Raw genomic sequence first — 25704 nt, 5'->3', positions numbered from 1 at the left:
CGCGATGAAAACTAACACCTTTCAGGACGCGATACTGTTTCGCCGTACGCAAAACGACGATGTCCCTGCGCTTCCTGCTATCGAGCGATCGGCGGCGCAGGCGTTCCTGGCTATACCGTCGCTGGCCTGGATAGCGCAGGATGACATCGTTAGCGAGACAACGCATCGCCAGTTTGCCGAGCGCGGCCAAAGCTGGGTGGCGGTGCATCAGCAACAGCCCATCGGTTTTTTACTGACGGAGCCGCTCGATGATGCGCTGTTTATCGCGGAAATTTCGCTGCATCAGGCATGGCAGGGAAAAGGCATCGGTCGCCGCTTTCTGCAGTTCATCAGCGAGTACGCACGGAAAAAGGGTTATCCGGCGTTAACGCTGACCACGTTTCGCGACGTGCCGTGGAATGCGCCATTCTACGCAAAGCAGGGTTTTGAGACACTTGGCGAAACGCGATAAAGAAACGGCGCATGGGTTGCCGCGAGAATCGCGGTGCGCCATGCGCCGTGAAGGGTAAACCCGGCGTACAAAACACCGCCGGGTATCAGTCAATCAGAAGGATTCCCAGCTGTCGCCGTTATCCGTTACCGCCACTTTTTTCAGCGGTGCTGGTGCCGGAAGCGTTTTTGCCAGCGTATTCTGTTTCGCCTGCTGGTGAATGAACCCCCGCCACGGCCTGCGTCAGACGGCTGGCCTGCTCTTCCAGCGCAGCGGCGGCGGCGGCAGATTCTTCCACCAGCGAGGCGTTCTGCTGCGTGACGCGATCCATCTCCGCCACGGCCAGACCGACCTGGTCGATGCCACGGCTCTGCTCGTCGGACGCCGACGCGATTTCACCCATGATGTCCGTCACGCGGGTAACCGCATTCACGATCTCATCCATGGTTTCGCCCGCGCTTTCCACCAGCGTAGAACCCACGTCCACACGGCTGACGGAATCTTCAATCAGGCTCTTGATCTCACGCGCCGCCTGGGCACTGCGCTGCGCAAGGTTACGTACTTCACCGGCTACAACCGCAAAACCACGGCCCTGTTCACCGGCACGCGCCGCTTCCACCGCCGCGTTGAGCGCCAGAATGTTGGTCTGGAAAGCAATACCGTCGATCACGCTGATAATGTCAGCGATTTTCTGCGAACTGCCAGCGATGTCGCGCATGGTCTGCACCACATTGTCGACCACTTTGCCGCCCTTCTGCGCCGTTTCGGACGCGCTCAGCGCCAGATTGCTGGCCTGACGGGCGTTTTCGGCGTTCTGTTTCACGGTCGCGGTCAGCTGTTCCATGCTCGCAGCGGTTTCTTCCAGCGACGCGGCCTGCTCTTCGGTACGTGAAGAGAGATCGTTGTTGCCCATCGAAATTTCACTGGCACCGCTGTAAATCGCGTCAGCACCGTTACGCACTTCACCCACGGTGCGTACCAGCTCGCTCTGCATGTGACGCAGAGAATCCGCCAGTTGCCCCATTTCGTTGGTGCCTTCCACATCAATGCGCTTCACCAGATCGCCGCTGGCGATATGACGAATGCTGCCGATCAGACGGTTCAACGGGCCAAGCAGCGCTTTATGAATGCCCAGCCAGACCGCTGCGATCACCGCAAATACCACGATCATTACGCTGATCAGCACCCAGATCGCCTGGGAATAGGAGCTGCTGCTGTCGTTAACCGCGATTTCATACAAATGATCGTTCTGCGTCAGGTAGTTAACGTACTGTTTTTCAAAGCCGTCCTGGTAGCCCTGGGTCGGCTGATCAAAAAACTCGTTGATCTTGCCTGCGCCCAACAGCTGAATAAGCTCCGCCAGCGCGCCGTGGTAAATGTCGTAATTACGTTTAATTTCCAGCGCGGCAGCGTCGCTTTGACGCGGGTCGCGCGGCAGGGCTTCATACTCGGCCCAACGTTTTTCCGCTTCCACCAGCGATTTTGAGGCGATCTGCATCAGATCGGCTACGGTTGCGCCACTGCCGATATTGCTCTGATCCATCATGTAGCGGATGCCTGCGCGGTTCAGCGTATTACGGGTCTGCAGCAGCGCGACCCAGCTGGCGTTCAGCGTTGACTGCTGCTGGCGAATGGTCTGCAACACGGTGAAGTTTTCTTTGTCGTGCTTGAGCGCGTTAAAGAACAGCCCGCCCGACGTCAGTTGCAAAAGTCCAAATAACATAAGCACCAGCACGAGACTGGTGACAATCCTGATACGGTTTAACATGTTTTTCTCTTTCCTTTTGACAGATGACGGTATTTTCGGCCTGAGGAAGAAAAACTTTACGGGAATTCGTGCTGGAAATGCGGGGAAGGAGAAGACAGGACGCCTCTTTCTCCAGGCAGGAGAGAGAGGCGATCGCTGGGATCAGGCAGGGTATTCACTCCAGGTTAACTGAAAATGTGGGCCGTCTTTCAGGGTTTTCCAGTCGCCGCCCCATTCGATGCTGTGCCCGAGACTTTTCGCCGCTTGCTTAAAGGCGTTGGAGATCAGCTCATAATCGGCAAAATCCCAGGAGCCCGCTGGCGTCGGATAGGCGAAAACATCAATCGCATGGCCGGTCAGATGACGGCTGTTCATGGTCTGCGATTTACCGGTTCTCACCATCTCTTTCTGTTTTTCGATGGTGCGAAGACCTTCGGTAATCCCGAAATCAATTAACGTCAGATCCAGCGCTTTCTGGCAAATTGCCACCAGGTCCGGGTGAACACCGCGCAGATTCTTTTCACTTCTTTCGCTAAATTTAAAGCTTTGCATAATAACCTCAATAATTTATTTACGTTTCAATAGATCAAAAATGGATGTGGTCTTTTCAGGTTTTTCACAGAAAAAACTCAAAAGACGGACGGATACCACCGAGCCAATTAAGGCGCCGATGGTGTCGGGCACATCGACGGTAATTTTCAGGAAATCCTGAAGCAGGGCGCATGACAGTCCGGCCACGAAATGGGCAGACAAGACGCCGACAATAAAAGATGCGGTAAATAACGCGAGGCGGGCTTTCGTATTAAAGTCTTTCGCCGTGACGGTAAAAACAATACTGCCGGCGAGCGCCGCCATAATAATGTGCGGACTTTTAAAGGTCGTGACCTCGGTCTGCACAACATATTTCTCAACCAGCGACAACGCCGCCAGCACACTTTCTTCACTGACCATAAACCACCTCAAAGAATGAAATAAAAATGAGCAACCTTTCGTGCTTAAGGAAATTCTAATTTTCAGCAGAAATGCAGAGTGACTAAAAAGCAGACACAGTTAACTCTTTTCGCTTCATTTCTTCGGCTGGTTATTAAAACGGGAAAAATAAAAGTTTCTCTTTTTTGCGCAGCTTTGGCTAAAAGCCAGGCAATCAGCATCATTGCGTCTCCCTATACTCAGTCTCATTCACGAACGGTTCGTGAAATGCAATCAACGTTCATTAATTTAAAACGAGGTATTATCATGTCGTGGAATGATGTAAGTGGAGTTTCTAAATTTCAGATCTGGACTGAACCCTGTGCATCAAGCACTGATGGCTCTGAAGCATGGCTGTTCGTAAACAGTCGCCACCAGATTAAAGTGACCGTGGGTATTTCTCTTGGTCTGAATTATGACGGCACTGAATTACCGTCGGTTGATGAAGTGAAAAACGCGTTGACGTTGGTCAGTAACAAAGACGGCGGTAGCATTAAGTACCTGGTTGCAGGTAACGCTGGATCTTATTGTGAGGTTTACGAGCCAAACCATTCAGCACTGCAAGCAAATTTGAAGGCCAACAACTTTCAATACACCTTCGAATACTATTTTTCCAGCAACACTGCAAAAAACCCCAATATTGCCAGTGAAGAAATTTCCGCAAAACTGACCTATACGGACAAATATGGCAATGTTATTTCCAATGATATGTCTGCTAATAGTGATTATTATCAGAAAGGGTATATTAAAGTACATTGCCTTTCGCAACGGACTAACAAACACAAAATCGTGAAGAACACATCACAGCCGTATTACAATGTTTTCGATAACAGCAGCTGGGGACATGAAGATCCCTTTGTCGATGTTTATCGCATGACAATCGAGGATTCTTATTTCAACATTCAGGATTTTAGTTTAACCCCGCAGTCATGGCGGAAAACGCAAAAAGGGATCACCTGCCTGGCCTTAGATATGTATCAAAGCGATGGCCCGAAATGGCAGAACACAACGCAATGTTTCTGTCCAACACTGGATTACGGGCTGGGTGAAAAATGGTATTCCGTTGATGCCTATGTTTATCAATGGCCAGATCCAAAAGATGGCTCTTATTATGGCAATTTCCGAATTGAAGGTTATACCCAAAAAGCCCATGAGATTGTCTTCTTCTGTACAACAATCGATTTCGATGATCGTGATTCTAACCATCGTGTTCAACGCCCGACCGCGCATTTTATAACACACGATCAGTTTGGCAATGAAACTACTGTTGACGTTGCTATTAATTATGGCGAGCCATGCTGGCATATGGTCTGGCCAACGCTGGACGGTAACGTTCCTCCTTTCGGTCAATAACGTTCTCGCGCAGCCTGAATAATTTCAGGCTGCAAATCACGCATTCCTGTTTCTTAAAGGTAATATCATGACCCAGTCCTATACCACACAAACGCCAAATTTTATTAGCTCCGGCTCATCAGACGTTGATCCGCGTACGCGTTTATTCAGCTTTAACTGCACGTTTTCCAGTATTAATGTCAATAACGGCATGGGGCCGGAGTTTGGCATTACCGTTGGCTACAACCCGGCAACCGATAAAAACTATTGGGCGCTGGGCAAAGGCATGGCGTATAACCTGACGCTGTATGCGAAATCCAGCGGCGACCTGATGCTCAGTTCCGGTGAAAGCTATAAAGTGAACGACTCTGGTTCCGCGCCGGTTATCAAACAACAGAAAATTCAGACGGTGAACTTTGTTCGCGTCGACAGCAAACATTACCGCGTTACCGAACGCAATGGCACGGTCTCCTTCCTGACGGATATTCTGGGCAACGGTATCTTCTACCCGGAAAAAATCGCCACCCCGCTGGGACGCATGATGACGCTGAAGTGGGGCAACTCCAACATGGGGCTGGTGTTGCAGTCTATCGTCGATGACGATGGCGTCACCTATTGCTCGATGTCGTACACGACCGATCGAACCACATTGACGTTCTACCCTGGCCAGCCAGAAAGCTTCACTATCACGCTGAACATGTTTAATGGCTATCTGAACTCCATCATCCATTCTGAACTGGGCAGCAACGCCCCGTGGACATTCACCTACACAGACGTCGGCATGGGCGGCGGTCTGCTGACACTGACCACGATTAAAACGCCAACCGGTCTGACCAAAACTGCCGTCTACAATTACAATACCAAAACGGGTCTGATGCGTTTTCCGCAGTCTGCCGGGCTTGCGCCACTGCCTGCTGTAACACAGCTTACGGTGTCTCCAGGCCAGGGTCAGCCGGATATGGTGACCCAGTACTCTGCCACCGAAAATGGCAGCGATGCCTCTACCGCATTCCCGAACTACCTGGGCTACGGCTATAACTACGGCAGCGGCTGGAACAAAGATTCTGATTTCATGTACGGTTCTGTCGATCCGAACTACACCTACCGTACCTATGCCACCCAGTCTGGCACCGACGGCGGTAACACCATCAAAACCACCTACATCTACGACAACTATCATCTGCTGAAATCCACAGAGACCCTGCAGGGTGCGACACGTCATCTGGTAGAAATGAAATACTATCTGGATGATTACCCCTACAAAAACTTCGACGCCCTGCCGTCGCAGTTTCAGTTCCCGAAACGTCAGAGCGAGAGCTGGAGCCTGAATGGCGCGACCTTTAAGCAAAACACCAGCTACGAGTACGATACCAACGGCAACCTGACAAAGCAGATCGATCTTTGTGACGATAATGGCAATGTCGCCGCCTACAGCACCGTGACCACCAGCGAGTTTTACAGTGCTCAGGGCGAAAGCACCAGTAGCGATCAGACCACCGGCTGCCCGGCGGATCCGAACGGTTTTGTCCGCTGGATGAAACGTCAGGTTGTCACGCCTCCTGCTATTAACGGCTATGCCGTGCCGACGCGCACGACGCTGTATCGCTATAAATCGGTGGCAACCCGCAGCGGCATGCCAGTGTCTATCGCTGTCCTGCCTGCGCAGGAAACCCATAAAGCGTCCGATGTGGCCTCTTCAAGCCAGAATTTGCTCACCCGCGTGGTGTCGTATGACGAAAACACTGGCTCGATGAACTTTGGCCGCCCGTTACAGCAGAAAGCGACCATTTTTGACAACAGCGGCAATGGCTATACCCAGCAGCTCGACTACACCTGGGCGCGGGATAACAGCACCATTACCGAGACGCAAAAGCTCACCAGCCATGACAATATCGCCACTGTTATCTCGGAGTGCCGCTCACGCTTCACTAACCAGTTGATGACATCAACCGATGAACTGGGGAATGTGGTGAAAATGACCTATGACCGCCTTGGCCGCCCGCTGACGCAAACCGCAAACCCGGGTACCGAGTATGAGTCAAAAGAGACATGGCAATACGTTCTGGCCACCTCAGGCAGCAATGTCACCGGTATCACCACCACGCATACCGATCCTAAAGGCAATAGTCTGCAAACGCTGTATGACGGTATGGGCCGTCCGTTCCAGCAGTGGCGTAATCTTCAGGATGCCGGGAAACCGAACGACTGGCGTACCGTGGTTCAACAGTTCTGGGATGCCTGGGGCCGTCAGAAAGAGATCGTCGAAAGCGATTTCGCCGATCCAAACAAAGCATCCGCCAGCTTCAGCGTGACGACCCAGGGGCAGTTTGATGACTGGGGGCAGATCATTAAAAGTAAATACTCCAGCGGTCAGAGTGTTTCCGCCGTCTGGGATCCGGTAAACCGCAATAAAAAGACCCAGTTGCTCTCGTCAGACGGTCGGGTGCTGTTAGGCGCGTCGCGCGTGGACGTTGACAGCCGTAACCTGCCGGTGAAAGAAACCCTGCTGGATAAAAACGGCAATGCCTATGCCGCCACGCAGAAGGAATATGACGGTCTGGGACGTGTGCGCAAAGAGATCGATCCGCTGAACCGGGTGACCACGTATACCTACGATCCGTTCGATCGCGTCAGCAGTAAAACCCTGCCGGGCGGTGCGGTGCAATCATGGACTTACGCGCCGTTCACCCACGAGGCGTTGCAGACGACAGTTTCACTGAATGGCCGCGTGATGGGCTCGCAAACCTTTGACGGCCTGGGGCGTAAAACGCAGTTCACCTGCGGTGGTCGTACGGAAAAAGCGAGCTATTCTGGCGTCAACACCGTGCCGGATACCACCACCAACGCCGCAAATCAGCAGCAGAGCTACAGCTATATCAAACAACTGGGGAATGCGCTGAAAACCCTGTCAGGGAGCAAGGTTACGCAGAATTTCACCTATGAAAACACCACGGGACGTCTGCTGACCGCGGGGGAAAACGGTAGCCAGAGCAGCAGTTACAGTTGGTTGCCGTCCGGTGGGCTGCAGCAGGAATCGATGAGCAATCAGGGGACTTCCCGCCAGGCGAAATACACCTGGACGCTACAGGGTAAACCGCTGACCTACACCGATGTGGCCGGTAACACCACGACCATGGCTTATGATCAGTATGGCCGTGTGACCTCAATTACCGATCCGCAGGTGCAGGTTATTTTGGGGCGTGATACTGCGGGCCGCGTGACGAATCAGATGGTCAAATCGCTGCACAGTACGGATTCAATGTCCACCACGCTGACGCTGGATGAGTTTGGTCGGGAAACAATGCGCGAGATCGCGCCGAATACCGGCGAAAAAATGACGATTGCGCAGACGTACTACGTCAATAACCAGTTACAAAGCAGAACGGTTCGCCTGGGTGCCAGAACGCTGCGCACGGAAAACTTCTTCTATGATGAGCGCAACCGACTGGTCAAACAAACCTGTAGCGGCAGCGAACTACCGGTAGACGGTTACGGGCAGCCTTACACACAGCTTGATTTTGTGCTGGATGTGTACAGCAATATCACCAGTTGTGTCACAGCGTTAAGCAACGGTCAGCAGGATACCTGCACGTATCACTACGACAATGCTAACGATCCGTGCCAACTGACGTCCATCACCCACACGCTGACCAGCGTTTACCCGGCCAATATCTCACTGGCCTACGACGCGAACGGCAGAATGATCAAAGACGAGGCGGGCCGCACGCTCTCCTACGACGAGTCAGGACGCCTGGTAAGCATCAGCGGCAACGGTGGCAGCAGCACCTACGGTTATGACGCGTTCGATCAGCTGGTGTGGCAAAAGCTGAACAACAACGAAACCCGTCAACTGTATTACCTCGGCAACCGCCTGATGAACGAAGTGTGTCCGGAAAATAACAAAAACACCCGTTATATTCCCGGCGCATGGGGTGCCTCAGCGGTCAGTGACGAAACGTTAAATTAAGAAAATAAGCACAGGCTCCGGTTTTTACCGGGGCCTTTTCTTTGAGGAAAATTCCATGTCTTTAATCCTTAACGGCACCGACCGTCACGGTAGCCCACACCTTTCACTGAACAGTGGCGTACTGAGCACGTCGGCCTGGAGCCCCTTTGGTGCAACGCCCCGTCAATCATCCTCCTTACCCGGTTTTAATGGCGAACGCGCCGACCCCGTTTCTGGCGTCACCCATCTCGGCAACGGCTATCGCGCTTACAGTCCGGTACTGCGCCGCTTCACCTGTCCGGACAGCGAAAGCCCCTTCGGCATTGGTGGTATCAACCCTTACGCCTACTGCGAAGGAGATCCGATCAACGGTACCGACCCCAGTGGTCATGGGCTTATCACATGGCTGATACGTAAAGTGCTCAGTATTGGTATTCGGCTTGGCATCAAAGCCGCCCAGGCCGAAGCATTAAGTGCCTCAGTCGCGACGGTTTCGGCGATCGAAACGGGCGTTGAAGCAGGGTTATCGCTCGCCACCGGCGTAGCGTCTGGCATCACGCGTGCAACCGGTCATCCGGATGTGTCGAAAGCGTTAGGCTGGGCATCAATGGGCCTGGGCCTCGCGGCGACCTTTGGTGCTGCAGAGATTATCGCCCCGAAAATCCGTGACAAAGTACAGGGGCTGTGTCGCAAAGCAAAACGAGTCCCTGCCCCTGAACTGATGAGCTATGAATTAACAGAATACGTGGGTGAAACTCTGGCTGAAACACGCGTCGGGCCGTCGGCCAGCATCACGAATTTACCCGCACCCGCCTATGATGCCATCTTCTCGCAGCTCGACTCGACGTCAACGCGCAGCTTTTTCCGGGCGATATCAGGGTCAGAATACAGCGGAGCCTTAGAAGAGAGCCTTCGCCCCCGGTTGCGCCGGGCCGTTCGATCTGACATCAAGCAGAACATGCTGAAGGCACTGAGGGATTTTGATAATGCGACAGATGTTGCCAAAACGTCTACCAGCCGGCAGGCCATGGTCCACGAGGCGTGGCTGCAGCGAGGAAGCAACGGTCTCCATATGGATGATATCGCTGAAATTTTCCACAGAGTGAACGATAGTTCCAACTTAACGTTCACGGCACAACAAGGTGTCCATTTTCAGAGCTGGGTCGGTTTTGACTTCATCCATACGCATCGTCTACCTGGCGGTTTTAACGGTAGCACGTTGGCTTTTAATCCAGCGAAGGGGAGGGGTTTTGTCAATCCCATTAGATAAAGGTAAATAAAAAGTCAGCGCGAATTATAACCCGAGACCGGAAATGAACAGACGCATTATTCATTTCCGGTCATTTTCTGACGGGATTTTATAAACCTGATGCTTTTTCCCTTTAACAAAACGCCTTAACGATAACCCTTAACGGTACATCGAGAGGGACGTTATCCATCCACCAACCTGATGCCAACTAAATTTTCATGCTCTTCATAGGGTTATGAAAATCTGCAATTCTGCTCTTCTCCATTTTCATGAAGCCACTCACAAACACAACGTTAAGCATTGCTGTTAAATAAAGCAGCCATAATACTTAAGTTAATATAAATAATTTGATCTTTTTCAATGAGTTACATGTAACGGAGCAAAAGACACTTAAAAATCGATCATAATCAACAGGTTATGCTACAATTCCCCTGCCGTTCTAATAATAATTACTGGATATAGAAAACGATGATTTCAATTTCAGAATATTATGAAACAAGCGCAATCTCTCTCGCCATAAACAAGAAGATCTTCATTAACAATCAGTATTTCGGTCTGTTTCTGGACATTTCAGGCCACGATCTGGACAGGGACGTCCTGGCATTCATTTTCAAACTTGAAAATAACCAACTCGTCTCCATTCCGGCCTATGATACCAGGATCAACTTTGTCTATGAATTTGAGAACGGGCAGAAGAGTTATCTGAATCCTCTTCTGCATTGTCTGATGGTCAATGAGTGATATAAACGATTCGGTTAAATAAATGCGTTGAGTATGCCTTTGATTTTCTCTTTCTCACTGGCATACTCTGGTTTTAAGCAGTGATAGGCACGAATTTTTAAGTTCACATTTTTTAGTGGAATAACATCAACGCCATCGACTTTAAACAAGGTAGCGAATTTCTCCGTCATGATGCTGCAGCCTTTTCCTGAGTGAATGTTGTACAACACGCTGAGAAACTCCCAGTTATGCTCAATAAACTCCACGTTTTTGTACTTATCCGCCAGCAGGTTTTTGAAGATTTGTTTTGAGTAATGCACATTGGCATCTTTCCAGACAAACAGCTTTATCTCGTTGTCCGGTCTCTGCCCTTTCGGTGCCAGCAGCACCAGGTTGCCGCTGAACCACTCATCCCGCTGCACAGCGTAGGAGAGCGAAATATCGCGCAGCGAGAAAACAATGCAATTTGAATTATAACGAAGGTTGTCGATATCGGCCGGGTCAACGACTCCCCGTTCACAGCGCACTTTCAGGCCAGAAGATTCAATCACCATCGCGATATGTTTAAAAACCAGTTCCGGGAACGTGACGTCGAATAAAATCAACAGCTCTTTCGCCGTTTCTTTATTCTGAATCTCACTTTCCAGATCCATTAACTGGGTATAAACCGAACGAAATTTATTATAATATTCATGCGCCAGTTCTGTGGGCTCTAACTCGTTGTATTTTCTCTTGAACAAAATGCCACCGAGATAATCCTCCAGTTCACAAATGACTTTACTCAGCGGCGATCGCGTAATGCACAGGGCTTCTGCTGCTTTCGCGAAATTTCTTAACTCCATCGTCACCATAAAATAACGCATTTTTTTCGACAACAGATATCCCATAGGTCGCTCTTTAATTCCTGTTTATCATCTCAATACAATATAAGACACCGATTCACTTTCAACAATGTGCTAAAAAAGAGACAAAGTTGTTCACTTTATGAAAAGTGTCGACATTGATAAAAATCAAATAAACTATTTCCTGCCTGAACGGCCATCGTTACAATACGTGACGAGCATCACGAAATAAGACCACCTTAAGATTTTACCTAACCGCTTACTGATAAACACAACCGCTTAATACGCCATACGACCACTTACCCTTTTCCCCACCGGTAACGGCTTTTCTCTCTGGCAAGATCGCCCCTGCATTACCGTCACTACCTCCCCAACAACAAGTACTGATCCAATTTTCACTTATAAAAACCAGGTCTCACTATGGATACGAAAAAATTTCTTAAGCACGTACCCTGGGCCATCCTCGGGATCATCGGCGCTATTTGTTTGTCCGTCGTGGCGCTACGCCGCGGCGAGCACGTCAGCGCGCTGTGGATTGTCGTCGCCTCGGTATCTGTTTATCTGGTGGCATATCGCTACTACAGTCTGTACATCGCTCAAAAGGTGATGAAGCTCGACCCTACCCGCGCCACCCCGGCGGTGATTAACAACGATGGCCTGAACTACGTGCCGACCAACCGTTACGTGCTGTTTGGCCACCACTTCGCGGCCATCGCTGGCGCTGGCCCGCTGGTGGGTCCGGTACTGGCGGCGCAAATGGGCTACCTGCCTGGCACCCTGTGGCTGCTGGCGGGCGTGGTGCTCGCGGGCGCAGTGCAGGACTTTATGGTGCTGTTTATCTCCTCGCGCCGTAACGGTTCTTCTCTGGGTGAAATGGTCAAAGAAGAGATGGGCCGCGTGCCTGGCTCGATTGCCCTGTTCGGCTGCTTCCTGATCATGATCATCATCCTCGCGGTGCTGGCGTTGATCGTGGTGAAAGCGCTGGCCGAAAGTCCGTGGGGCGTGTTTACCGTCTGCTCGACCGTACCGATTGCGCTGTTCATGGGCATCTACATGCGCTTTATCCGTCCGGGCCGCGTGGGTGAAGTGTCGGTGATTGGTATTGTGCTGCTGGTGGCCTCTATCTGGTTCGGCGGCGTGATTGCGCACGACCCGTACTGGGGCCCGGCGCTGACCTTTAAAGACACCACCATCACCTTCGCGCTGGTTGGCTACGCGTTTGTCTCCGCCCTGCTGCCGGTATGGCTGATTCTGGCACCGCGCGACTACCTCGCCACCTTCCTGAAAATCGGCGTTATCGTCGGTCTGGCGCTCGGCATCGTGTTCCTCAATCCGGATCTGAAAATGCCTGCGGTAACGCAGTACATCGACGGTACCGGCCCGCTGTGGAAAGGTGCGCTGTTCCCGTTCCTGTTTATCACCATCGCCTGTGGCGCCGTGTCTGGCTTCCACGCGCTGATCGCCTCCGGCACCACGCCGAAACTGCTGGCGAACGAAAAAGATGCACGCCTGATTGGTTACGGCGCAATGCTGATGGAATCTTTCGTCGCCATCATGGCGCTGGTCGCCGCGTCGATCATCGAACCGGGTCTCTATTTCGCGATGAACACCCCGCCTGCGGGCCTCGGCATTACCATGCCGAACCTGCATGAAATGGGTGGCGAAAATGCGGCGATGATCATGGCGCAGCTCAAAGACGTCAGTGTTCATGCCGCCGCCACCGTCAGCTCCTGGGGCTTCGTGATCTCGCCTGAGCAGATCATGCAGACCGCGAAGGACATCGGCGAACCGTCCGTCCTCAACCGTGCGGGTGGCGCGCCAACGCTGGCCGTCGGTATCGCGCATGTGTTCCACAAAGTGCTGCCGTGGGCGGACATGGGCTTCTGGTATCACTTCGGTATTCTGTTTGAAGCGCTGTTTATTCTTACCGCGCTGGACGCCGGTACCCGTGCTGGCCGCTTTATGCTGCAGGATCTGCTCGGCAACTTCGTCCCGTTCCTGAAGAAAACCGACTCGCTGGTCGCTGGCGTGCTGGGCACGGCAGGTTGTGTTGGCCTGTGGGGCTACCTGCTGTATCAGGGCGTGGTCGATCCGCTGGGCGGCGTGAAGAGCCTGTGGCCGCTGTTCGGTATCTCTAACCAGATGCTGGCTGCGGTGGCGCTGGTGCTCGGTACCGTCGTACTCGTGAAGATGAAACGCACCAAATACGTCTGGGTGACCGTAGTGCCAGCGCTGTGGCTGCTGCTCTGCACCACCTGGGCGCTGGGTCTGAAACTGTTCAGCGCCAACCCGTCGCTGGAAGGTTTCTTCTTCATGGCTAACCAGTACAAAGCGAAGATTGCGGCGGGCGGCGCAGGTCTGACCCCGCAGGAAATTGCTAACATGAACCACATCGTGGTGAACAACTACACCAACGCGGGCCTGAGCATTCTGTTCCTAGTGGTGGTGTACAGCATCATTTTCTACGGCATCAAAACCTGGATGAAAGTGCGTAACGCCGAAGGACGTACGGATAAAGAAACCCCGTACGTGCCGGTTCCGGAAGGCGGCGTGAAAACCTCTTCTCATCATTAAAAACATGGCGGGTGGCGCTGCGCTTACCCGCCCTACGAAGTCTGCGTAGGCCCGGTAAGCGTAGCGCCACCGGGCTTTTTCTATCTGGAAAGCAAAATGTTTGGTAACTTAGGCGAAGCCAAAAAATATCTCGGCCAGGCGGCGAAAATGCTGATTGGCATTCCGGATTACGACAACTACGTCGAGCACATGAAAACCAACCATCCGGACAAGCCGTACATGACCTACAGTGAATTTTTCCGCGAGCGTCAGGAAGCGCGCTACGGCGGAAGTGGAGAAGGCGGCGTACGCTGTTGCTAAAGGAGAGACCATGACACCTGTTGCAGTCACCCTGCTCACCGGCTTTCTCGGAGCAGGCAAAACCACGCTGTTGCGCCATATCCTCAACGAGCAGCACGGCTATAAAATCGCCGTTATCGAAAACGAATTTGGCGAAGTGTCAGTGGACGATCAGCTTATCGGCGATCGCGCCACGCAGATCAAAACCCTGACCAACGGCTGCATTTGCTGCAGTCGCTCCAACGAACTGGAAGACGCGCTGCTGGATCTGCTCGACAGCCTCGATCGCGGCGACATCCACTTCGACCGGCTGGTGATCGAGTGCACCGGCATGGCCGATCCCGGGCCGATCATTCAGACCTTTTTCTCGCATGAAATCCTGTGTCAGCGCTACCTGCTGGATGGCGTGATCGCGCTGGTGGATGCCGTTCATGCGGACGTTCAAATGAACCAGTTCACCCTTGCCCAATCGCAGATCGGCTATGCGGATCGCATTCTGCTGACCAAAACCGACGTCGCCGGTGAGAGTGAAAAACTGCGCGAACGCATTGCGCGCATCAACGCCCGCGCGCCGGTGTACACCGTGACGCACGGCGATATCGACCTCGCGCAGCTGTTCGACACCAACGGCTTTATGCTGGAGGAGAACGTAGTGCAGCCGACGCCGCGCTTCCACTTTATCGCCGACAAGCAAAACGACATCGCCTCTATCGTCGTTGAACTGGATTACCCGGTCGGTATCAGCGACGTGTCGCGGGTGATGGAAAATCTGCTGCTGTCGTTTGCCGATAAACTGCTGCGCTACAAAGGCATGCTGTGGATTGACGGCGAGCCGAACCGCCTGCTGTTCCAGGGCGTGCAGCGCCTGTACAGCGCCGACTGGGATCGCCCGTGGGGCGACGAACCACCCCACAGTACGCTGGTGTTTATCGGCGTGCAGTTGCCGGAAGCGGACATCCGCGCCGCCTTTGCCGGTCTGAAAAAATAGGGCGCCCACATGGCCTCCCCGCGCGATATCAACCAGCGTTTTCTGCGCCCTGCCCACCTTCCATGGGTGGAGCTGCGCAGTACGCAGCAGAGCCGTCAGGCGTATAAGCGCCATCAGCATGCCGGGCTTTCCATCGGGGCGATTGTCGACGGGGAAACCTGTTGCGTATGTGACGGGCAGGAATACCGGCTACGGCCCGGTGATATTATCGTCATCCCACCACAGGTGGCGCACAGCTGTAACCCGGTCGCGTCGCAGCCGCGCAGCTATCATATGCTTTTTCTCGACGCGTCATGGTGTCTGGCGCAGTTTGCCCCGGCGGCCTCGCAGCTCACCATCGCCCAACCGGTGATCCGCGATACCACGCTGTTTGCGCATTATCTGGAGATCGTCGCAATGATGGCAGCGCCGCCGTCGCCGATGCTGGCGTCCCGATTACAGGCGCTGTTTCAGGCGTTACCGTTGATTCCCTCTGTGCCGCTGCCGGTGCATCGCGCGTCACGCCAGCTCGGCGATCATCTGCTGGAGAACCTCCAGCGACCGCTGGCGCTGGAGGCGCTGGCAAAAACCTTCGCCCTGCGCAAAGAGACGTTGATCCGCCTGTTCCGTCAGGACACCGGCCTCACGCCCGGCGCGTTTCTCAATATCGCCCGCATCGAATATGCCAAATCCCGCCTGCGTGCAGGTGAAGATATTGCCGACGTCGGTTACCAGAGCGGGTTCGCCGACCAGAGCCATTTTCACAAAACCTTCGTCAGCTATACCGCCGCCACGCCCCGGCAATACGCTCGCGGCAGATCAATATCAGACAATAATTAATCCGCGCTGGGCCCTAAGGTGAACTCAGGTATTCGCGCTGAGGTCATCATGGAATCGTTGTCTGTTCTGTTTCCGTCTGCGTTTGTCGCGCTGGCGCTGTCGCATTTTGTCGCCCTGCTCAGCCCCGGCCCGGATTTTTTCCTGCTGACAGGTTACGCCATTCGTTACCGGCTGCGTGGCAGCCTCGGGCTGTGCATCGGCATCGCGGCGGGCAACGGTCTTTATATTCTGCTCGCCATTCTTGGCTGGAGCGCCCTGCGGCAGTTTTCGCAGTTGTTCACCGTCATCGAACTGGCCGGCGCGGCGTATCTGTTATGGATTGGCGTGCAGCTGATTCGCTATGCCACCCCCTCACTGGAACTGGATAACGTGCAGGGCCATTGTCCGTCGCTGCCGCAACAGGTGCTGCTCGGGCTGGGCTCTTCGTTGCTGAACCCTAAAAACGCGCTGTTTTATTTGTCACTGATGACCGCCCTGCTCGGCCCGCAGGTGACGCTNATATCGGAGGTATTGAACGCATCGCGGGAGGGGTCCTGATCGGCTTTGGCAGCTGGATTTTATGGCGGTTTGTGGTCTGAACACCGAAGCCGTAACTACAAAAATCGCCTGTCGCGCTCTATGCTTACCGGATGGATAAATTAGCTGAACTCAAACGCGCCCGACGGCTGGCGCTGTCGCTGCTGCTGGTGGCCGCGGCGATTTTTATCACGACGTTATTTCTGCCACCGGTCTGGTGGGTAGGCGCGCTCAAGGCGATGTCGGAAGCGGCCATGGTCGGCGCGCTGGCTGACTGGTTCGCGGTAGTGGCACTATTCCGCCGTATTCCTGTCCCGTTAATTTCCCGCCATACGGCGATTATTCCGCGCAATAAAGACCGGATTGCCGATAATCTCGGCCGTTTCGTGCAGGAAGAGTTTCTCGATACGCAATCGCTGGTGACGCTTATCCAGCGCCACGAACCGGCAATGATGATCGGTGCCTGGTTCAGTCAGCCGCAGAACGCGCAGAAAGTGGGGCATCATCTGGTCAACGTCATGGGCGGATTTCTGGAAATGACCGACGATGCGCGCATTCAGGGCTTGCTGAAACGCGCGGTGCATAAAGCCATCGACAAAGTGGATCTCACCGGTACCAGCGCGCTGATGCTCGAAAGCATGACCAAAGACAACCGCCACCAGACGCTACTTGATGCACTGATCGCTCAGTTGATTGTGCTGATCAATCGCGACAGTACCCGGCGCTTTATCGCTAAACAGATCGTCCACTGGCTGGAAACCGAGCATCCGCTGAAGGCCAAAATCCTGCCCACCGAATGGCTTGGCGAGCACAGCGCCGAGCTGGTCTCCGAGGCGGTGGATACGCTACTGGACGACGTGACCGTCGACAGTACGCATCAGATTCGTCAGGCTTTTGACCGCGCGGTGCTGAAGCTGGTCGACTCGCTGAAAAGTGATCCGCAACTGGCGGCCAGAGCCGAGGACATCAAACGTTATCTGAAAAATGATGCGGCGTTTAACGGCTATCTTGGCGAGCTGTGGGCCGATCTGCGTCGCTGGCTGAAGGACGATCTCCACACCGAAGACTCCCGCGTCCGGCAGCGCGTTGCCGAGGCCGGGCAGTGGTTTGGCGAAACGCTGGTGGCCGATGGCGCACTGCGCGCCTCGCTGAATGAACACCTGGAACAAGCCGCCCGCCGCGCCGCGCCGGATTTCGCGGCGTTCCTCACCCGTCACATCAGCGACACGGTCAAAAGCTGGGACGCGCGCGAAATGTCGCAGCAGATTGAACTGAACATCGGCAAAGACTTGCAGTTTATTCGCATCAACGGCACGCTGGTCGGTGGCAGCATTGGGTTAATTCTCTGGCTGGTGTCACAAATTCCGGCACTGATTGCCGCGCCCGTGGGCTAAAATAGCCGCGACTGGATTTCGCAGTAGCTGTTTTTCTCCGCACAAGGAGTACGATTTTTATGCAACGGATGTTGTCTTTTTTTCGTCGCCATGCCGCCACGCTGTTCTTTCCGATGGCGTTGATTATTTACGATTTCGCCGCTTATCTGACGACGGATTTGATCCAGCCGGGCATTATCCACGTGGTTCGCGATTTTAACGCCGATGTCAGTCTCGCGCCGGCTTCGGTCAGCCTCTATCTGGCGGGCGGGATGGCGCTACAATGGCTGCTCGGGCCGCTCTCAGACAGGATTGGTCGTCGCCCGGTACTCATCACCGGCGCGCTGATTTTTACCCTCGCCTGCACCGCCACGCTGTTTACCACCACCATGGAACAGTTCCTGGTGGCGCGGTTCGTACAGGGCACCAGCATCTGCTTTATCGCCACCGTTGGCTACGTGACCATTCAGGAAGCGTTCGGACAGACGAAGGGCATCAAGCTGATGGCGATAATTACCTCCATCGTGCTGATTGCGCCGGTCATCGGCCCGCTCTCCGGCGCGGCGCTGATGCACTTCATGCCCTGGAAAGCGCTGTTTGGCATTATCGCCTTCCTTGGCTTTGTGGGCTGGCTCGGCCTGCTGCTGGCAATGCCGGAAACTGTACAGCGGGGCGTGGTGCCATTGAGCGTGTCCGGCGTGCTGCGGGATTTCCGTAACGTCTTTCGCAACCGGGTTTTCCAGCTCGGCGCGGCGGCAATCACCCTGAGTTACATCCCGATGATGACCTGGGTGGCGGTGTCACCGGTGATCCTGATCGACGCCGGGGGGATGTCGACCGCGGCGTTCGCCTGGGCACAGGTGCCGGTGTTTGGCGCGGTGATCGTCGCGAATATGGTCGTGGCGCGGTTCGTGAAAGATCCCACCGAACCCCGGTTCATCTGGCGGGCGATCCCCATCCAGTTGTTCGGGCTGATCTTGCTCATCGTCGGGAATCTGCTGTGGCCGCACGTCTGGCTGTGGTCGGTCACCGGCACCAGCCTGTATGCATTCGGCATCGGGCTGATTTTCCCGACGCTGTTCCGCTTTACGCTCTTCTCAAACGACCTGCCGAAAGGCACGGTGTCAGCCTCGCTGAACATGATCATCCTGACCGGCATGGCGCTGGGTGTTGAGGGCGCGCGCTGGTTGTGGTTTAACGGCGGCCGGATCCCGTTCCATTTGCTGGCGGTAGTGGCGGGGTTCGCGGTGGTGTTTGCGCTGGCGGGGTTGTTGCGACGCGTCCGGNAGTGCGGGGCCATTTTTTTAGCCGATACGAGCGAACCCGGCTTCCAGATCGGCAATCAGATCGTCCACCGCTTCCAGACCGATATGCACCCGGACCAGTGTGCCGGTGAAATCCACCTTGCCCGCCGGACGGATCTCATTCAGCTCTTCCGGCTGGTTCGCCAGAATCAACGACTCAAAACCGCCCCAGGAATAAGCCATGTGGAACAGCGTGAAGTTGTCGAGGAAATGCGCCAGTTGCTCATCGCTCAGGCGTTTTTTCAGCACGAAGGAGAACAACCCGGAACTGCCGGAGAAGTCGCGCTGGAAATACTCATGCCCCGGGCACTGTGCCACTGCCGGATGATTGACCCGTGCCACTTCCGGGCGGTTCATCAGCCATTCGGCGATGGTGATGCTGCTCTNGGCCAGGGCTGCCGTTGTAGGCGGTGTCGGCATCCAGCGTCTGGCCCATCAGGTAGGAGTTTTCACGCAGGCGATCCCAACAGCGGGCGTTGGACACTGCCGTGCCCAGCATCCCGTCCGAATGGCCTATGGTGTACTTCGTCCCCGCCTGAATCGAAATGTCGACGCCGAAATCCAGCGCTTTAAACAGCACGCCCGCCGCCCAGGTGTTGTCGATCATGATGACAATGTCCGGGTTAACCGCGCGGATCGCCTTCACCATTCCCGGCACATCCTGCACTTCCATAGTGATAGAGCTGGGCGATTCCAGAAACACTACTTTGGTATTGGGGCGAATAAGATCGACAATGCCGGTGCCAATCATTGGATCGTAGTACGTCGTTTCCACCTTGAATTTGCTGAGGATCTTCGTGCAAAAATCCTGCGTCGGTTCATACGCCGCGCCGGTCACGAGGAGATGATCGCCGCTCTCCACAAACGCCAGAATCGCATTGGTTACCGCCGCCGCACCGCACGGATAAAGCGCACATCCGACGCCCCCTTCCAGTTCGCTCATCGCTTTCTGGAAAGCGAAGTGAGTATAAGTGCCGCGTCGACCGTAAAACAGCTCCCCGTTCGCCCGGTTGGCGGTCGCAAATTTCTTCTCTTTCACCGAATCGAACACCAGCGACGAAGCGCGCTGGATCACCGGGTTAACCGCGCCCTGGGTGTAGCGTTTATCGCGCCCGGCAATGACTAACTGCGTTTCGAGCTTGATGGAATCTTTCATAACGTCTCCTGTGACATCCTTTTAATCCGTTTGGGAAATTTATAACGCCGCGGCCGTCTGAGTGGCTTCCGTACTGGGCTGTTTTTTCCCGGTGAAGCGTTCGATAATCTGCGCCGCGTTCAGGTCGTGAATCACGTTAATCAGCGTGGCAGGCGCATCGGTAATCGTGCCCAGCACCACCAGCATCGGGATCGTCTCCATCGGCAGTCCCAGCGTGGTGACGATGAAAATCTCACCAAGGAACGCGCCGCCAGGCACACCGCCGACGATAATGGCGGAGAGCACGGCAATCAGCATGGTGAGGAAGAAGGTCTCGGTGGTGAATTCCATGCCCAGCACCGAGTAGATAAAGACGATTTTCAGCGCCGCAATCATCGCCACGCCGCCCTTGTTAAGGTTCACCAGCAGCGGCAGGGAAACGTCGACGATTTCCGGGTTGATGCCCATCGCTTTACCGGCGCGAATAGTGACCGGTAGCGTACCGAGTGAAGAACAGGTTCCCAGCGCGGTAACCGAAGGGGGGATCGCATTACGCCAGAACGCTTTCACCGCAGGCATGCCGCCGCCAATCCAGGAATAAAGAATGGAGCCGAGGATGTAATAAACCACCGTCGCCGCCATGAACAGAATAATGGCGCGAGCAAAGGTCAGCAGAATGCCGGAGTCCTGGCTGGCCATCGTTGCGGCGAAGTAGCAGCCCAGCCCCACTGGCGCAACCGTCATGATGATGGAAACTATCTTCATGATCACCGTGTTGGCATCTTCCAGCAGCGAGGCGATGCGTTGACCGGCGTTTTCAGACTGACCAATCGCGATCCCCGCGATAATCGCCATCACAATCAGCGCCAGAATGTTGGTTTTTGAGAACAGCCCCACGAAATCATGGGTGGTGATCATGCTGACAAAATCCATCTTGCCACTGCCCGCCTCAACAGATTTCGACAGGTCGATCGTCACCCCTTGCGCCGGGTTGTACCACAACGCGAGTGCGACAATCCCTGCTGCCGGAATAAGCGCCATGGCGATCGAAACAATAAAAATAATCGCCATAATACGACCCAACCGTTTCAGGTCAGTCATTCTGGCAATGGATGACATCACGCTGATGCCCACCAGCGGGACGATGATCATAAATAACAGGTTAAGGAAAATTTGACCTATGGGTTGAAGTTTTGCGGCAAACGTTGGCGCGTAAATTCCCAGAACGCCGCCAGCAATCAAAGCAAGTAATAAAATAATAGACGATCTGTAGGGTTCGAGTCGTGACCACATAACAGGCACCTTTTTTAATTTAAATAGTATTAACAGAGATAACATTCACATTTTTATTATCTCTGATGCGACTTCATTTTATTTTGTGACGCACTTCACTGGCGTTGTCATCTTTTCATTTTGTCAGGAACTCATTTCCTGTGATTCAATAGTTGCATGTTTCAAATGGGATTGTAACGGGCTATTCGTACCGTTTTCGCAAATCACTTGTGAATGGAAGGAAACAATGAGCACCCCCATTTCGCTAAAGCATCTGGAATTTTTCGTCAGGATTGTCGACTGTGGTGGATTATCTGAAGCCGCATCACAATTAAATGTTTCTCCCTCTGCGGTGAGTAAAAGTCTGACGGCAATGGAAGATATTCTTGGCACAACGTTAATTAAACGCACAACGAGAAGCATTACGTTGACAGACGCCGGGCAATATCTCTTTAATCGTGCTAATAAATTACTGAAAGAATTTGATGAAACCCTGAATACCACCACCGGTTATTATCAGAATCCTCAGGGAGAATTACGTATTACCTGCTCTATTGCCTTCGGTTATGCGCGACTGGTGAATCTGGTGGATAAATTTCGCAATATTTGCCCGGACGTGAATCTGTATATTGATCTGAATGACAATTTTGTGAATCTGAATGAAGCGGATTATGATATCGCCCTGCGAATTTCCATGGCGCCACCGCAAAACTATGCCATGCGAAAACTCGCCCCCATCCGCTGGGCGTATTGCGCATCACCAGGATATCTGCGCAAAAAAGGCATTCCGCAGCGACGCGTGGATCTCGTCGATCATGATTGCCTCGTGTACCCCGGCCTGACGCCGGTGCTCAAAGTGCCGGACGATCAGGAGCGGCTTCATCAGCTAAAAGTACGGATGCCCATCCAGGCGAACAGCAGTCTGGTATTGTTAAAATCGGTACTCGAAGATCAGGGTGTTGCCTATCTTCCCACCTATCTGATTGGCGATCATATTCAGAAGGAGGAGATCACCCCGCTGATGCTGGATGGCAACATCACCTGCGAAACGCATGCGTTGTACGCGCTCTATTTTCCCAGCAAATACAGCAACCCGAAGGTGCGCGCGTTTATCGATTTCCTGGTGGAAGAACTGGCATCGATCCCCGCATGGGACAGCTGGCTACCGGGGTGAGAACGTAAATAAATCAATGGCAAAACAGGAAAGCCAGACCATGACGGATATCAACCTGACACGCGAACAACGCGACGCGCTGCGCCACAAGCTGGCAACGTATTGCGAAGAACATTTTGACCTTGAACTGGAACAGTTTGACGCCGAATTTTTCGTCGATTTCATTGCCGCCGAGATCGGCCCAACGTTCTACAATGCGGGCATTGATGAAGCCATCCGCACGCACATGGCGTGGAACGAACGCATTCAGGAAGAAATGGATGTGAAGAAAATCCTCTGAGGTATTGCAGTGCTCTGAATCCCATCGCAGATCAACATAACCACAAATAGTTTATGGTTATAATGCATGCTCTTTTCATTATCTCCCGTGTTACGGGGAAGGAAAAAGCATGTCACTTATCACCGAATTACCCGCCCTGTTCGATCAATTCTCAGAAGCGCGCCAGAAAGGCTTTCTCACCGTCATGGAGCTGAAGGATCGCGGTATTCCGCTGGTCGGCACCTACTGCACGTTTATGCCGCAGGAGATCCCCATGGCGGCGGGCGCGGTGGTGGTTTCGCTGTGCTCGACGTCCGACGAAACCATCGAAGAAGCCGAAAAGGATTTGCCACGTAACCTCTGCCCGTTGATTAAAAGCAGCTACGGCTTTGGCAAAACCGACAAATGCCCCTACTTCTACTTTTCCGATCTGGTCGTTGGCGAAACCACCTGCGATGGCAAGAAAAAAATGTACGAGTACATGGCGGATTTCAAGCCGGTTCACGTCATGCAGTTGCCCAACAGCGCCGACGATGCCGCCTCGCGCGCCTTGTGGAAAGCGGAAATGCGCCGCCTGCAGCAGGCCGTTGAAGCGCGTTTTGGCACCACGATTGACGAATCCGCATTACGCGACGCTATTGTGCTGAAAAATCGCGAGCGTCGCGCGCTGGCGGATTTCTATCGTCTCGGTCAGCTCAATCCCCCCGCACTGAGCGGCGTCGATCTGCTGAAAGTGGTTTACGGCGCTACCTTCCGTTTTGACAAGGAGGCGTTGATTGCCGAACTGAACGCGATGACCACCCGGGTGAAAGCCGAGTGGCAGGCCGGGAAACGGCTCGACCCTCGCCCGCGCATTCTGATCACCGGCTGCCCGATTGGCGGCGCGGCAGAAAAAGTGGTGCGCGCCATTGAGGACAACGGCGGCTGGGTGGTCGGTTATGAAAACTGTACCGGCGCCAAAGCCACCGAGCGTAACGTGGCGGAAACGGGCGATGTCTGGGACGCGCTGGCGGATAAATATCTGGCCATCGGCTGCTCATGTTTGTCACCGAATACTCAGCGATTAACGCTGTTAAGCCAGATGGTGGAAGAGTATCAGGCCGACGGCGTGATCGACGTGATCCTGCAGGCCTGTCACACCTACGCCGTAGAATCGCTGGCCATCAAGCGCCACGTCCGCCAGCAGCACAACATTCCTTACATGGCGATCGAAACGGACTACTCGACGTCCGATATCGGACAGCTCAGCACGCGCGTCGCGGCGTTCATTGAAATGTTATAAGGAGCGGGAATGTCACTGACGGTAGGCATAGATTCCGGCTCCACCGCCACCAAAGGCGTACTGCTGGAGGGGAACACACTTGTGCGGCGTTTCCTCTGCCCGACGCCCTTTCGCCCGGCGCAGGCGATAGAACAGGCATGGCGCGAGCTGAGCGAGGGTCTGACCGAACGGCCGTTTCTGACGCTGACGGGATACGGTCGCCAGTTGGTTGATTTTGCCGACAAGCAGGTGACCGAAATCTCCTGCCACGGTCTCGGCGCTCGCCTGCTGATGGCGGACACCCGCACGGTGATTGATATCGGCGGCCAGGACAGCAAAGTCATTCAACTGGATGAGGAAGGCAATCTCACCGATTTCCTGATGAATGACAAATGCGCCGCCGGCACCGGGCGTTTTCTTGACGTGATTTCCCGCACGCTGGGTGCCAGCGTCGAGCAACTGGATGCGCTGGTGACCGGGGTGGAACCGCACGCCATCACCAGCATGTGTACGGTGTTTGCTGAATCGGAGGTGATCAGCCTGCGCTCGGCGGGGATTGCGCCCGACGCGATTCTGGCGGGCGTTATCAACGCCATGGCGCGGCGCAGCGCCAATTTCATCTCCCGCCTGACGTCGCAGGGGCCGGTGCTGTTTACCGGCGGCGTCAGTCATTGCCACACGTTTACGCAAATGCTTTCGGCGCATCTGGGCGCGGAGGTGCAGACGCACCCCGACGCGCAGTTTGCCGGGGCGATAGGCGCGGCGTTGATCGGTCAGCGACAGCGGAGACGATAATGGCGCACTACATTCTGCTGTTTCATTCAACACTCGGCGTGGTCCAGACGCGGAAAAAATTGCAGGCGGCAGGCGAGCCGTTTACGGTGAAGGATATTCCGCGCGGCCTGCGCGGCGGCTGTGGGTTGTGCATTCATCTGCACGGCGAGGCACCTGAACGCTGGGTGATCCCCGGCTTAACGGAGAGCATTTACCGCTGCGACGAGGAACACTTCCACCCCGTCGCGCAGTATCCGGCGCCGTAAGCGCTACTCTTCTTCATCGCGTTCGGCAGCCTGCGGGTTGCCCAGCGCGATAAACTCTTCCAGCAGCGCGGTCAACTGCTGCATTTTCTCCGGTGTGAATTCCATTTCAATCTGCCGGTACGCCTCTTCCACCTGCGACTGCGCGTGTTCGTACAACGCATAACCCGCTTTGGTCAACGACACGTACAGCTTACGCTGGTCGGTCACTGGCTTCAGGCGCAGCACCAGGCCGTCGCGCTCCATGCGCGTCAGAATGCCGGTCAGGCTCGGGCGCAAAATGCAGGTGCGAAACGCCAGATCGTGAAAGTCCATCGACGGGTTATCTGCCAGCACGCGAACGATTCGCCACTGCTGCTCGGTGAGGTTATGCCGTTTGACGATCGGCCGAAAATAACCCATCGCCGCTTCCCGCGCCTGTAACAACGCAATGGTTAACGAATCATGCATTGCTGCCACCCCGTACATTCCCAACAAT

18 protein-coding genes and 5 pseudogenes are annotated in these 25704 nt (G+C 54.3%); 16 read left to right on the top strand and 7 right to left on the bottom strand.

The window, feature by feature from the left end; translation table 11 throughout:
- Positions 1–4: 4 nt before the first annotated feature.
- Positions 5–509, top strand: a pseudogene (locus GM30_RS17895) (GNAT family N-acetyltransferase).
- A gap of 35 nt (positions 510–544) precedes the next feature.
- On the opposite strand, the pseudogene tsr reads toward GM30_RS17895, so the two are convergent.
- From tsr to GM30_RS17880, 3 genes and pseudogenes are all read right to left on the bottom strand, one after another.
- A pseudogene (tsr, locus tag GM30_RS17890) lies at positions 545–2198 on the bottom strand (methyl-accepting chemotaxis protein).
- Positions 2199–2339: 141 nt separating this feature from the next.
- Positions 2340–2732: a M15 family metallopeptidase gene (locus GM30_RS17885; protein WP_192901484.1), complete on the bottom strand. Its 393-nt coding sequence runs from the start codon at positions 2730–2732 to the stop codon at positions 2340–2342.
- A 12-nt stretch (positions 2733–2744) separates the two neighbouring features.
- Positions 2745–3128 carry a putative holin gene (locus GM30_RS17880; RefSeq protein ID WP_049849731.1) on the bottom strand — a complete coding sequence of 128 codons (384 nt, stop codon included), beginning with the start codon at positions 3126–3128 and terminating at the stop codon, positions 2745–2747.
- Between the two features lie 78 nt (positions 3129–3206).
- Between GM30_RS17880 and GM30_RS17875 the strand changes: the two genes are divergently transcribed.
- From GM30_RS17875 to GM30_RS17865, 3 genes are all read left to right on the top strand, one after another.
- Positions 3207–4499, top strand: coding sequence for a hypothetical protein (locus GM30_RS17875; RefSeq protein ID WP_155484007.1), 1293 nt, complete (start codon positions 3207–3209; stop codon positions 4497–4499).
- 67 nt (positions 4500–4566) lie between these two features.
- Complete coding sequence (locus tag GM30_RS17870) at positions 4567–8445, top strand: RHS repeat domain-containing protein (protein WP_049849729.1); 3879 nt, start codon at positions 4567–4569, stop codon at positions 8443–8445.
- 55 nt (positions 8446–8500) lie between these two features.
- Positions 8501–9694: an RHS repeat-associated core domain-containing protein gene (locus GM30_RS17865; protein WP_049849728.1), complete on the top strand. Its 1194-nt coding sequence runs from the start codon at positions 8501–8503 to the stop codon at positions 9692–9694.
- A gap of 734 nt (positions 9695–10428) precedes the next feature.
- Here GM30_RS17865 and GM30_RS17855 read toward each other — a convergent pair.
- On the bottom strand, positions 10429–11280 hold the full coding sequence (locus tag GM30_RS17855) for a LysR family transcriptional regulator (protein WP_049849726.1): 852 nt from the start codon (positions 11278–11280) through the stop codon (positions 10429–10431).
- Positions 11281–11655: 375 nt separating this feature from the next.
- Between GM30_RS17855 and GM30_RS17850 the strand changes: the two genes are divergently transcribed.
- The 7 genes and pseudogenes from GM30_RS17850 to mdtM all read left to right on the top strand — a co-directional run.
- On the top strand, positions 11656–13809 hold the full coding sequence (locus GM30_RS17850; RefSeq protein WP_049849725.1) for a carbon starvation CstA family protein: 2154 nt from the start codon (positions 11656–11658) through the stop codon (positions 13807–13809).
- A gap of 96 nt (positions 13810–13905) precedes the next feature.
- Positions 13906–14109, top strand: coding sequence for a YbdD/YjiX family protein (locus GM30_RS17845; RefSeq protein ID WP_038155920.1), 204 nt, complete (start codon positions 13906–13908; stop codon positions 14107–14109).
- A gap of 10 nt (positions 14110–14119) precedes the next feature.
- A complete protein-coding gene (gene yjiA, locus GM30_RS17840; protein ID WP_049849724.1) occupies positions 14120–15076 on the top strand; it encodes a GTPase in 957 nt (318 codons plus the stop codon).
- Between the two features lie 9 nt (positions 15077–15085).
- Positions 15086–15895, top strand: a complete 810-nt coding sequence (locus GM30_RS17835; RefSeq protein WP_049849723.1) for an AraC family transcriptional regulator — start codon at positions 15086–15088, stop codon at positions 15893–15895.
- A 48-nt stretch (positions 15896–15943) separates the two neighbouring features.
- Positions 15944–16473 (top strand): annotated as a pseudogene (locus tag GM30_RS17830) (LysE family translocator).
- A 51-nt stretch (positions 16474–16524) separates the two neighbouring features.
- Positions 16525–17805, top strand: coding sequence for a DUF445 domain-containing protein (locus GM30_RS17825; RefSeq protein WP_049849722.1), 1281 nt, complete (start codon positions 16525–16527; stop codon positions 17803–17805).
- A gap of 68 nt (positions 17806–17873) precedes the next feature.
- A pseudogene (mdtM, locus tag GM30_RS24815) lies at positions 17874–19097 on the top strand (multidrug efflux MFS transporter MdtM); the annotation flags it as partial.
- On the opposite strand, the pseudogene metC reads toward mdtM, so the two are convergent.
- Together metC and GM30_RS17805 are read right to left on the bottom strand one after the other, a co-directional pair.
- A pseudogene (gene metC / locus GM30_RS17810) lies at positions 19089–20244 on the bottom strand (cystathionine beta-lyase). The pseudogenes mdtM and metC overlap by 9 nt on opposite strands.
- A 39-nt stretch (positions 20245–20283) precedes the next feature.
- Positions 20284–21516 carry a dicarboxylate/amino acid:cation symporter gene (locus GM30_RS17805; RefSeq protein ID WP_049849719.1) on the bottom strand — a complete coding sequence of 411 codons (1233 nt, stop codon included), beginning with the start codon at positions 21514–21516 and terminating at the stop codon, positions 20284–20286.
- Between the two features lie 226 nt (positions 21517–21742).
- On the opposite strand from GM30_RS17805, the gene GM30_RS17800 reads away from it, so the two are divergent.
- The 5 genes from GM30_RS17800 (at position 21743) to GM30_RS17780 (ending at position 25229) form a co-directional block, all read left to right on the top strand.
- Positions 21743–22669 carry a LysR family transcriptional regulator gene (locus GM30_RS17800; RefSeq protein WP_049849718.1) on the top strand — a complete coding sequence of 309 codons (927 nt, stop codon included), beginning with the start codon at positions 21743–21745 and terminating at the stop codon, positions 22667–22669.
- Positions 22670–22709: 40 nt separating this feature from the next.
- Entirely contained in the window at positions 22710–22949 is a 240-nt protein-coding gene (locus tag GM30_RS17795) for a DUF2164 domain-containing protein (RefSeq protein WP_049849717.1), read from the top strand.
- Between the two features lie 109 nt (positions 22950–23058).
- Positions 23059–24210: a double-cubane-cluster-containing anaerobic reductase gene (locus GM30_RS17790; RefSeq protein ID WP_049849716.1), complete on the top strand. Its 1152-nt coding sequence runs from the start codon at positions 23059–23061 to the stop codon at positions 24208–24210.
- 9 nt (positions 24211–24219) lie between these two features.
- Positions 24220–24984, top strand: coding sequence for a putative 2-hydroxyacyl-CoA dehydratase activator YjiL (gene yjiL / locus GM30_RS17785; protein WP_049849715.1), 765 nt, complete (start codon positions 24220–24222; stop codon positions 24982–24984).
- A complete protein-coding gene (locus GM30_RS17780) occupies positions 24984–25229 on the top strand; it encodes a putative Se/S carrier protein (RefSeq protein WP_049849714.1) in 246 nt (81 codons plus the stop codon). Before yjiL ends, GM30_RS17780 begins: the two co-directional genes overlap by 1 nt.
- 3 nt (positions 25230–25232) lie before the next feature.
- Here the strand turns inward: GM30_RS17780 and hpaR are convergent, their stop codons facing one another.
- A complete protein-coding gene (gene hpaR, locus GM30_RS17775; protein WP_049849713.1) occupies positions 25233–25676 on the bottom strand; it encodes a homoprotocatechuate degradation operon regulator HpaR in 444 nt (147 codons plus the stop codon).
- Between the last annotated feature and the right edge of the window lie 28 nt (positions 25677–25704).

It is taken from the genome of Trabulsiella odontotermitis, from assembly GCF_001188485.1.
Lineage (GTDB): Bacteria > Pseudomonadota > Gammaproteobacteria > Enterobacterales > Enterobacteriaceae > Trabulsiella > Trabulsiella odontotermitis_A.
The sequence above is the reverse complement of the archived record's forward strand: the minus strand, read 5'-3'. Positions and strand labels throughout refer to the sequence as shown.

Excerpts from the sequence above, each read along its gene's own strand:
- GM30_RS17880 (WP_049849731.1), bottom strand. The coding sequence starts at position 3,128 with ATGGTCAGTGAAGAAAGTGTGCTGGCGGCGTTGTCGCTGGTTGAGAAA.
- GM30_RS17870 (WP_049849729.1), top strand. The coding sequence starts at position 4,567 with ATGACCCAGTCCTATACCACACAAACGCCAAATTTTATTAGCTCCGGC.
- GM30_RS17865 (WP_049849728.1), top strand. The coding sequence starts at position 8,501 with ATGTCTTTAATCCTTAACGGCACCGACCGTCACGGTAGCCCACACCTT.
- GM30_RS17855 (WP_049849726.1), bottom strand. The coding sequence starts at position 11,280 with ATGGGATATCTGTTGTCGAAAAAAATGCGTTATTTTATGGTGACGATG.
- GM30_RS17850 (WP_049849725.1), top strand. The coding sequence starts at position 11,656 with ATGGATACGAAAAAATTTCTTAAGCACGTACCCTGGGCCATCCTCGGG.
- GM30_RS17845 (WP_038155920.1), top strand. The coding sequence starts at position 13,906 with ATGTTTGGTAACTTAGGCGAAGCCAAAAAATATCTCGGCCAGGCGGCG.
- yjiA (WP_049849724.1), top strand. The coding sequence starts at position 14,120 with ATGACACCTGTTGCAGTCACCCTGCTCACCGGCTTTCTCGGAGCAGGC.
- GM30_RS17835 (WP_049849723.1), top strand. The coding sequence starts at position 15,086 with ATGGCCTCCCCGCGCGATATCAACCAGCGTTTTCTGCGCCCTGCCCAC.
- GM30_RS17825 (WP_049849722.1), top strand. The coding sequence starts at position 16,525 with ATGGATAAATTAGCTGAACTCAAACGCGCCCGACGGCTGGCGCTGTCG.
- GM30_RS17805 (WP_049849719.1), bottom strand. The coding sequence starts at position 21,516 with ATGTGGTCACGACTCGAACCCTACAGATCGTCTATTATTTTATTACTT.
- GM30_RS17800 (WP_049849718.1), top strand. The coding sequence starts at position 21,743 with ATGAGCACCCCCATTTCGCTAAAGCATCTGGAATTTTTCGTCAGGATT.
- GM30_RS17795 (WP_049849717.1), top strand. The coding sequence starts at position 22,710 with ATGACGGATATCAACCTGACACGCGAACAACGCGACGCGCTGCGCCAC.
- GM30_RS17790 (WP_049849716.1), top strand. The coding sequence starts at position 23,059 with ATGTCACTTATCACCGAATTACCCGCCCTGTTCGATCAATTCTCAGAA.
- yjiL (WP_049849715.1), top strand. The coding sequence starts at position 24,220 with ATGTCACTGACGGTAGGCATAGATTCCGGCTCCACCGCCACCAAAGGC.
- GM30_RS17780 (WP_049849714.1), top strand. The coding sequence starts at position 24,984 with ATGGCGCACTACATTCTGCTGTTTCATTCAACACTCGGCGTGGTCCAG.
- hpaR (WP_049849713.1), bottom strand. The coding sequence starts at position 25,676 with ATGCATGATTCGTTAACCATTGCGTTGTTACAGGCGCGGGAAGCGGCG.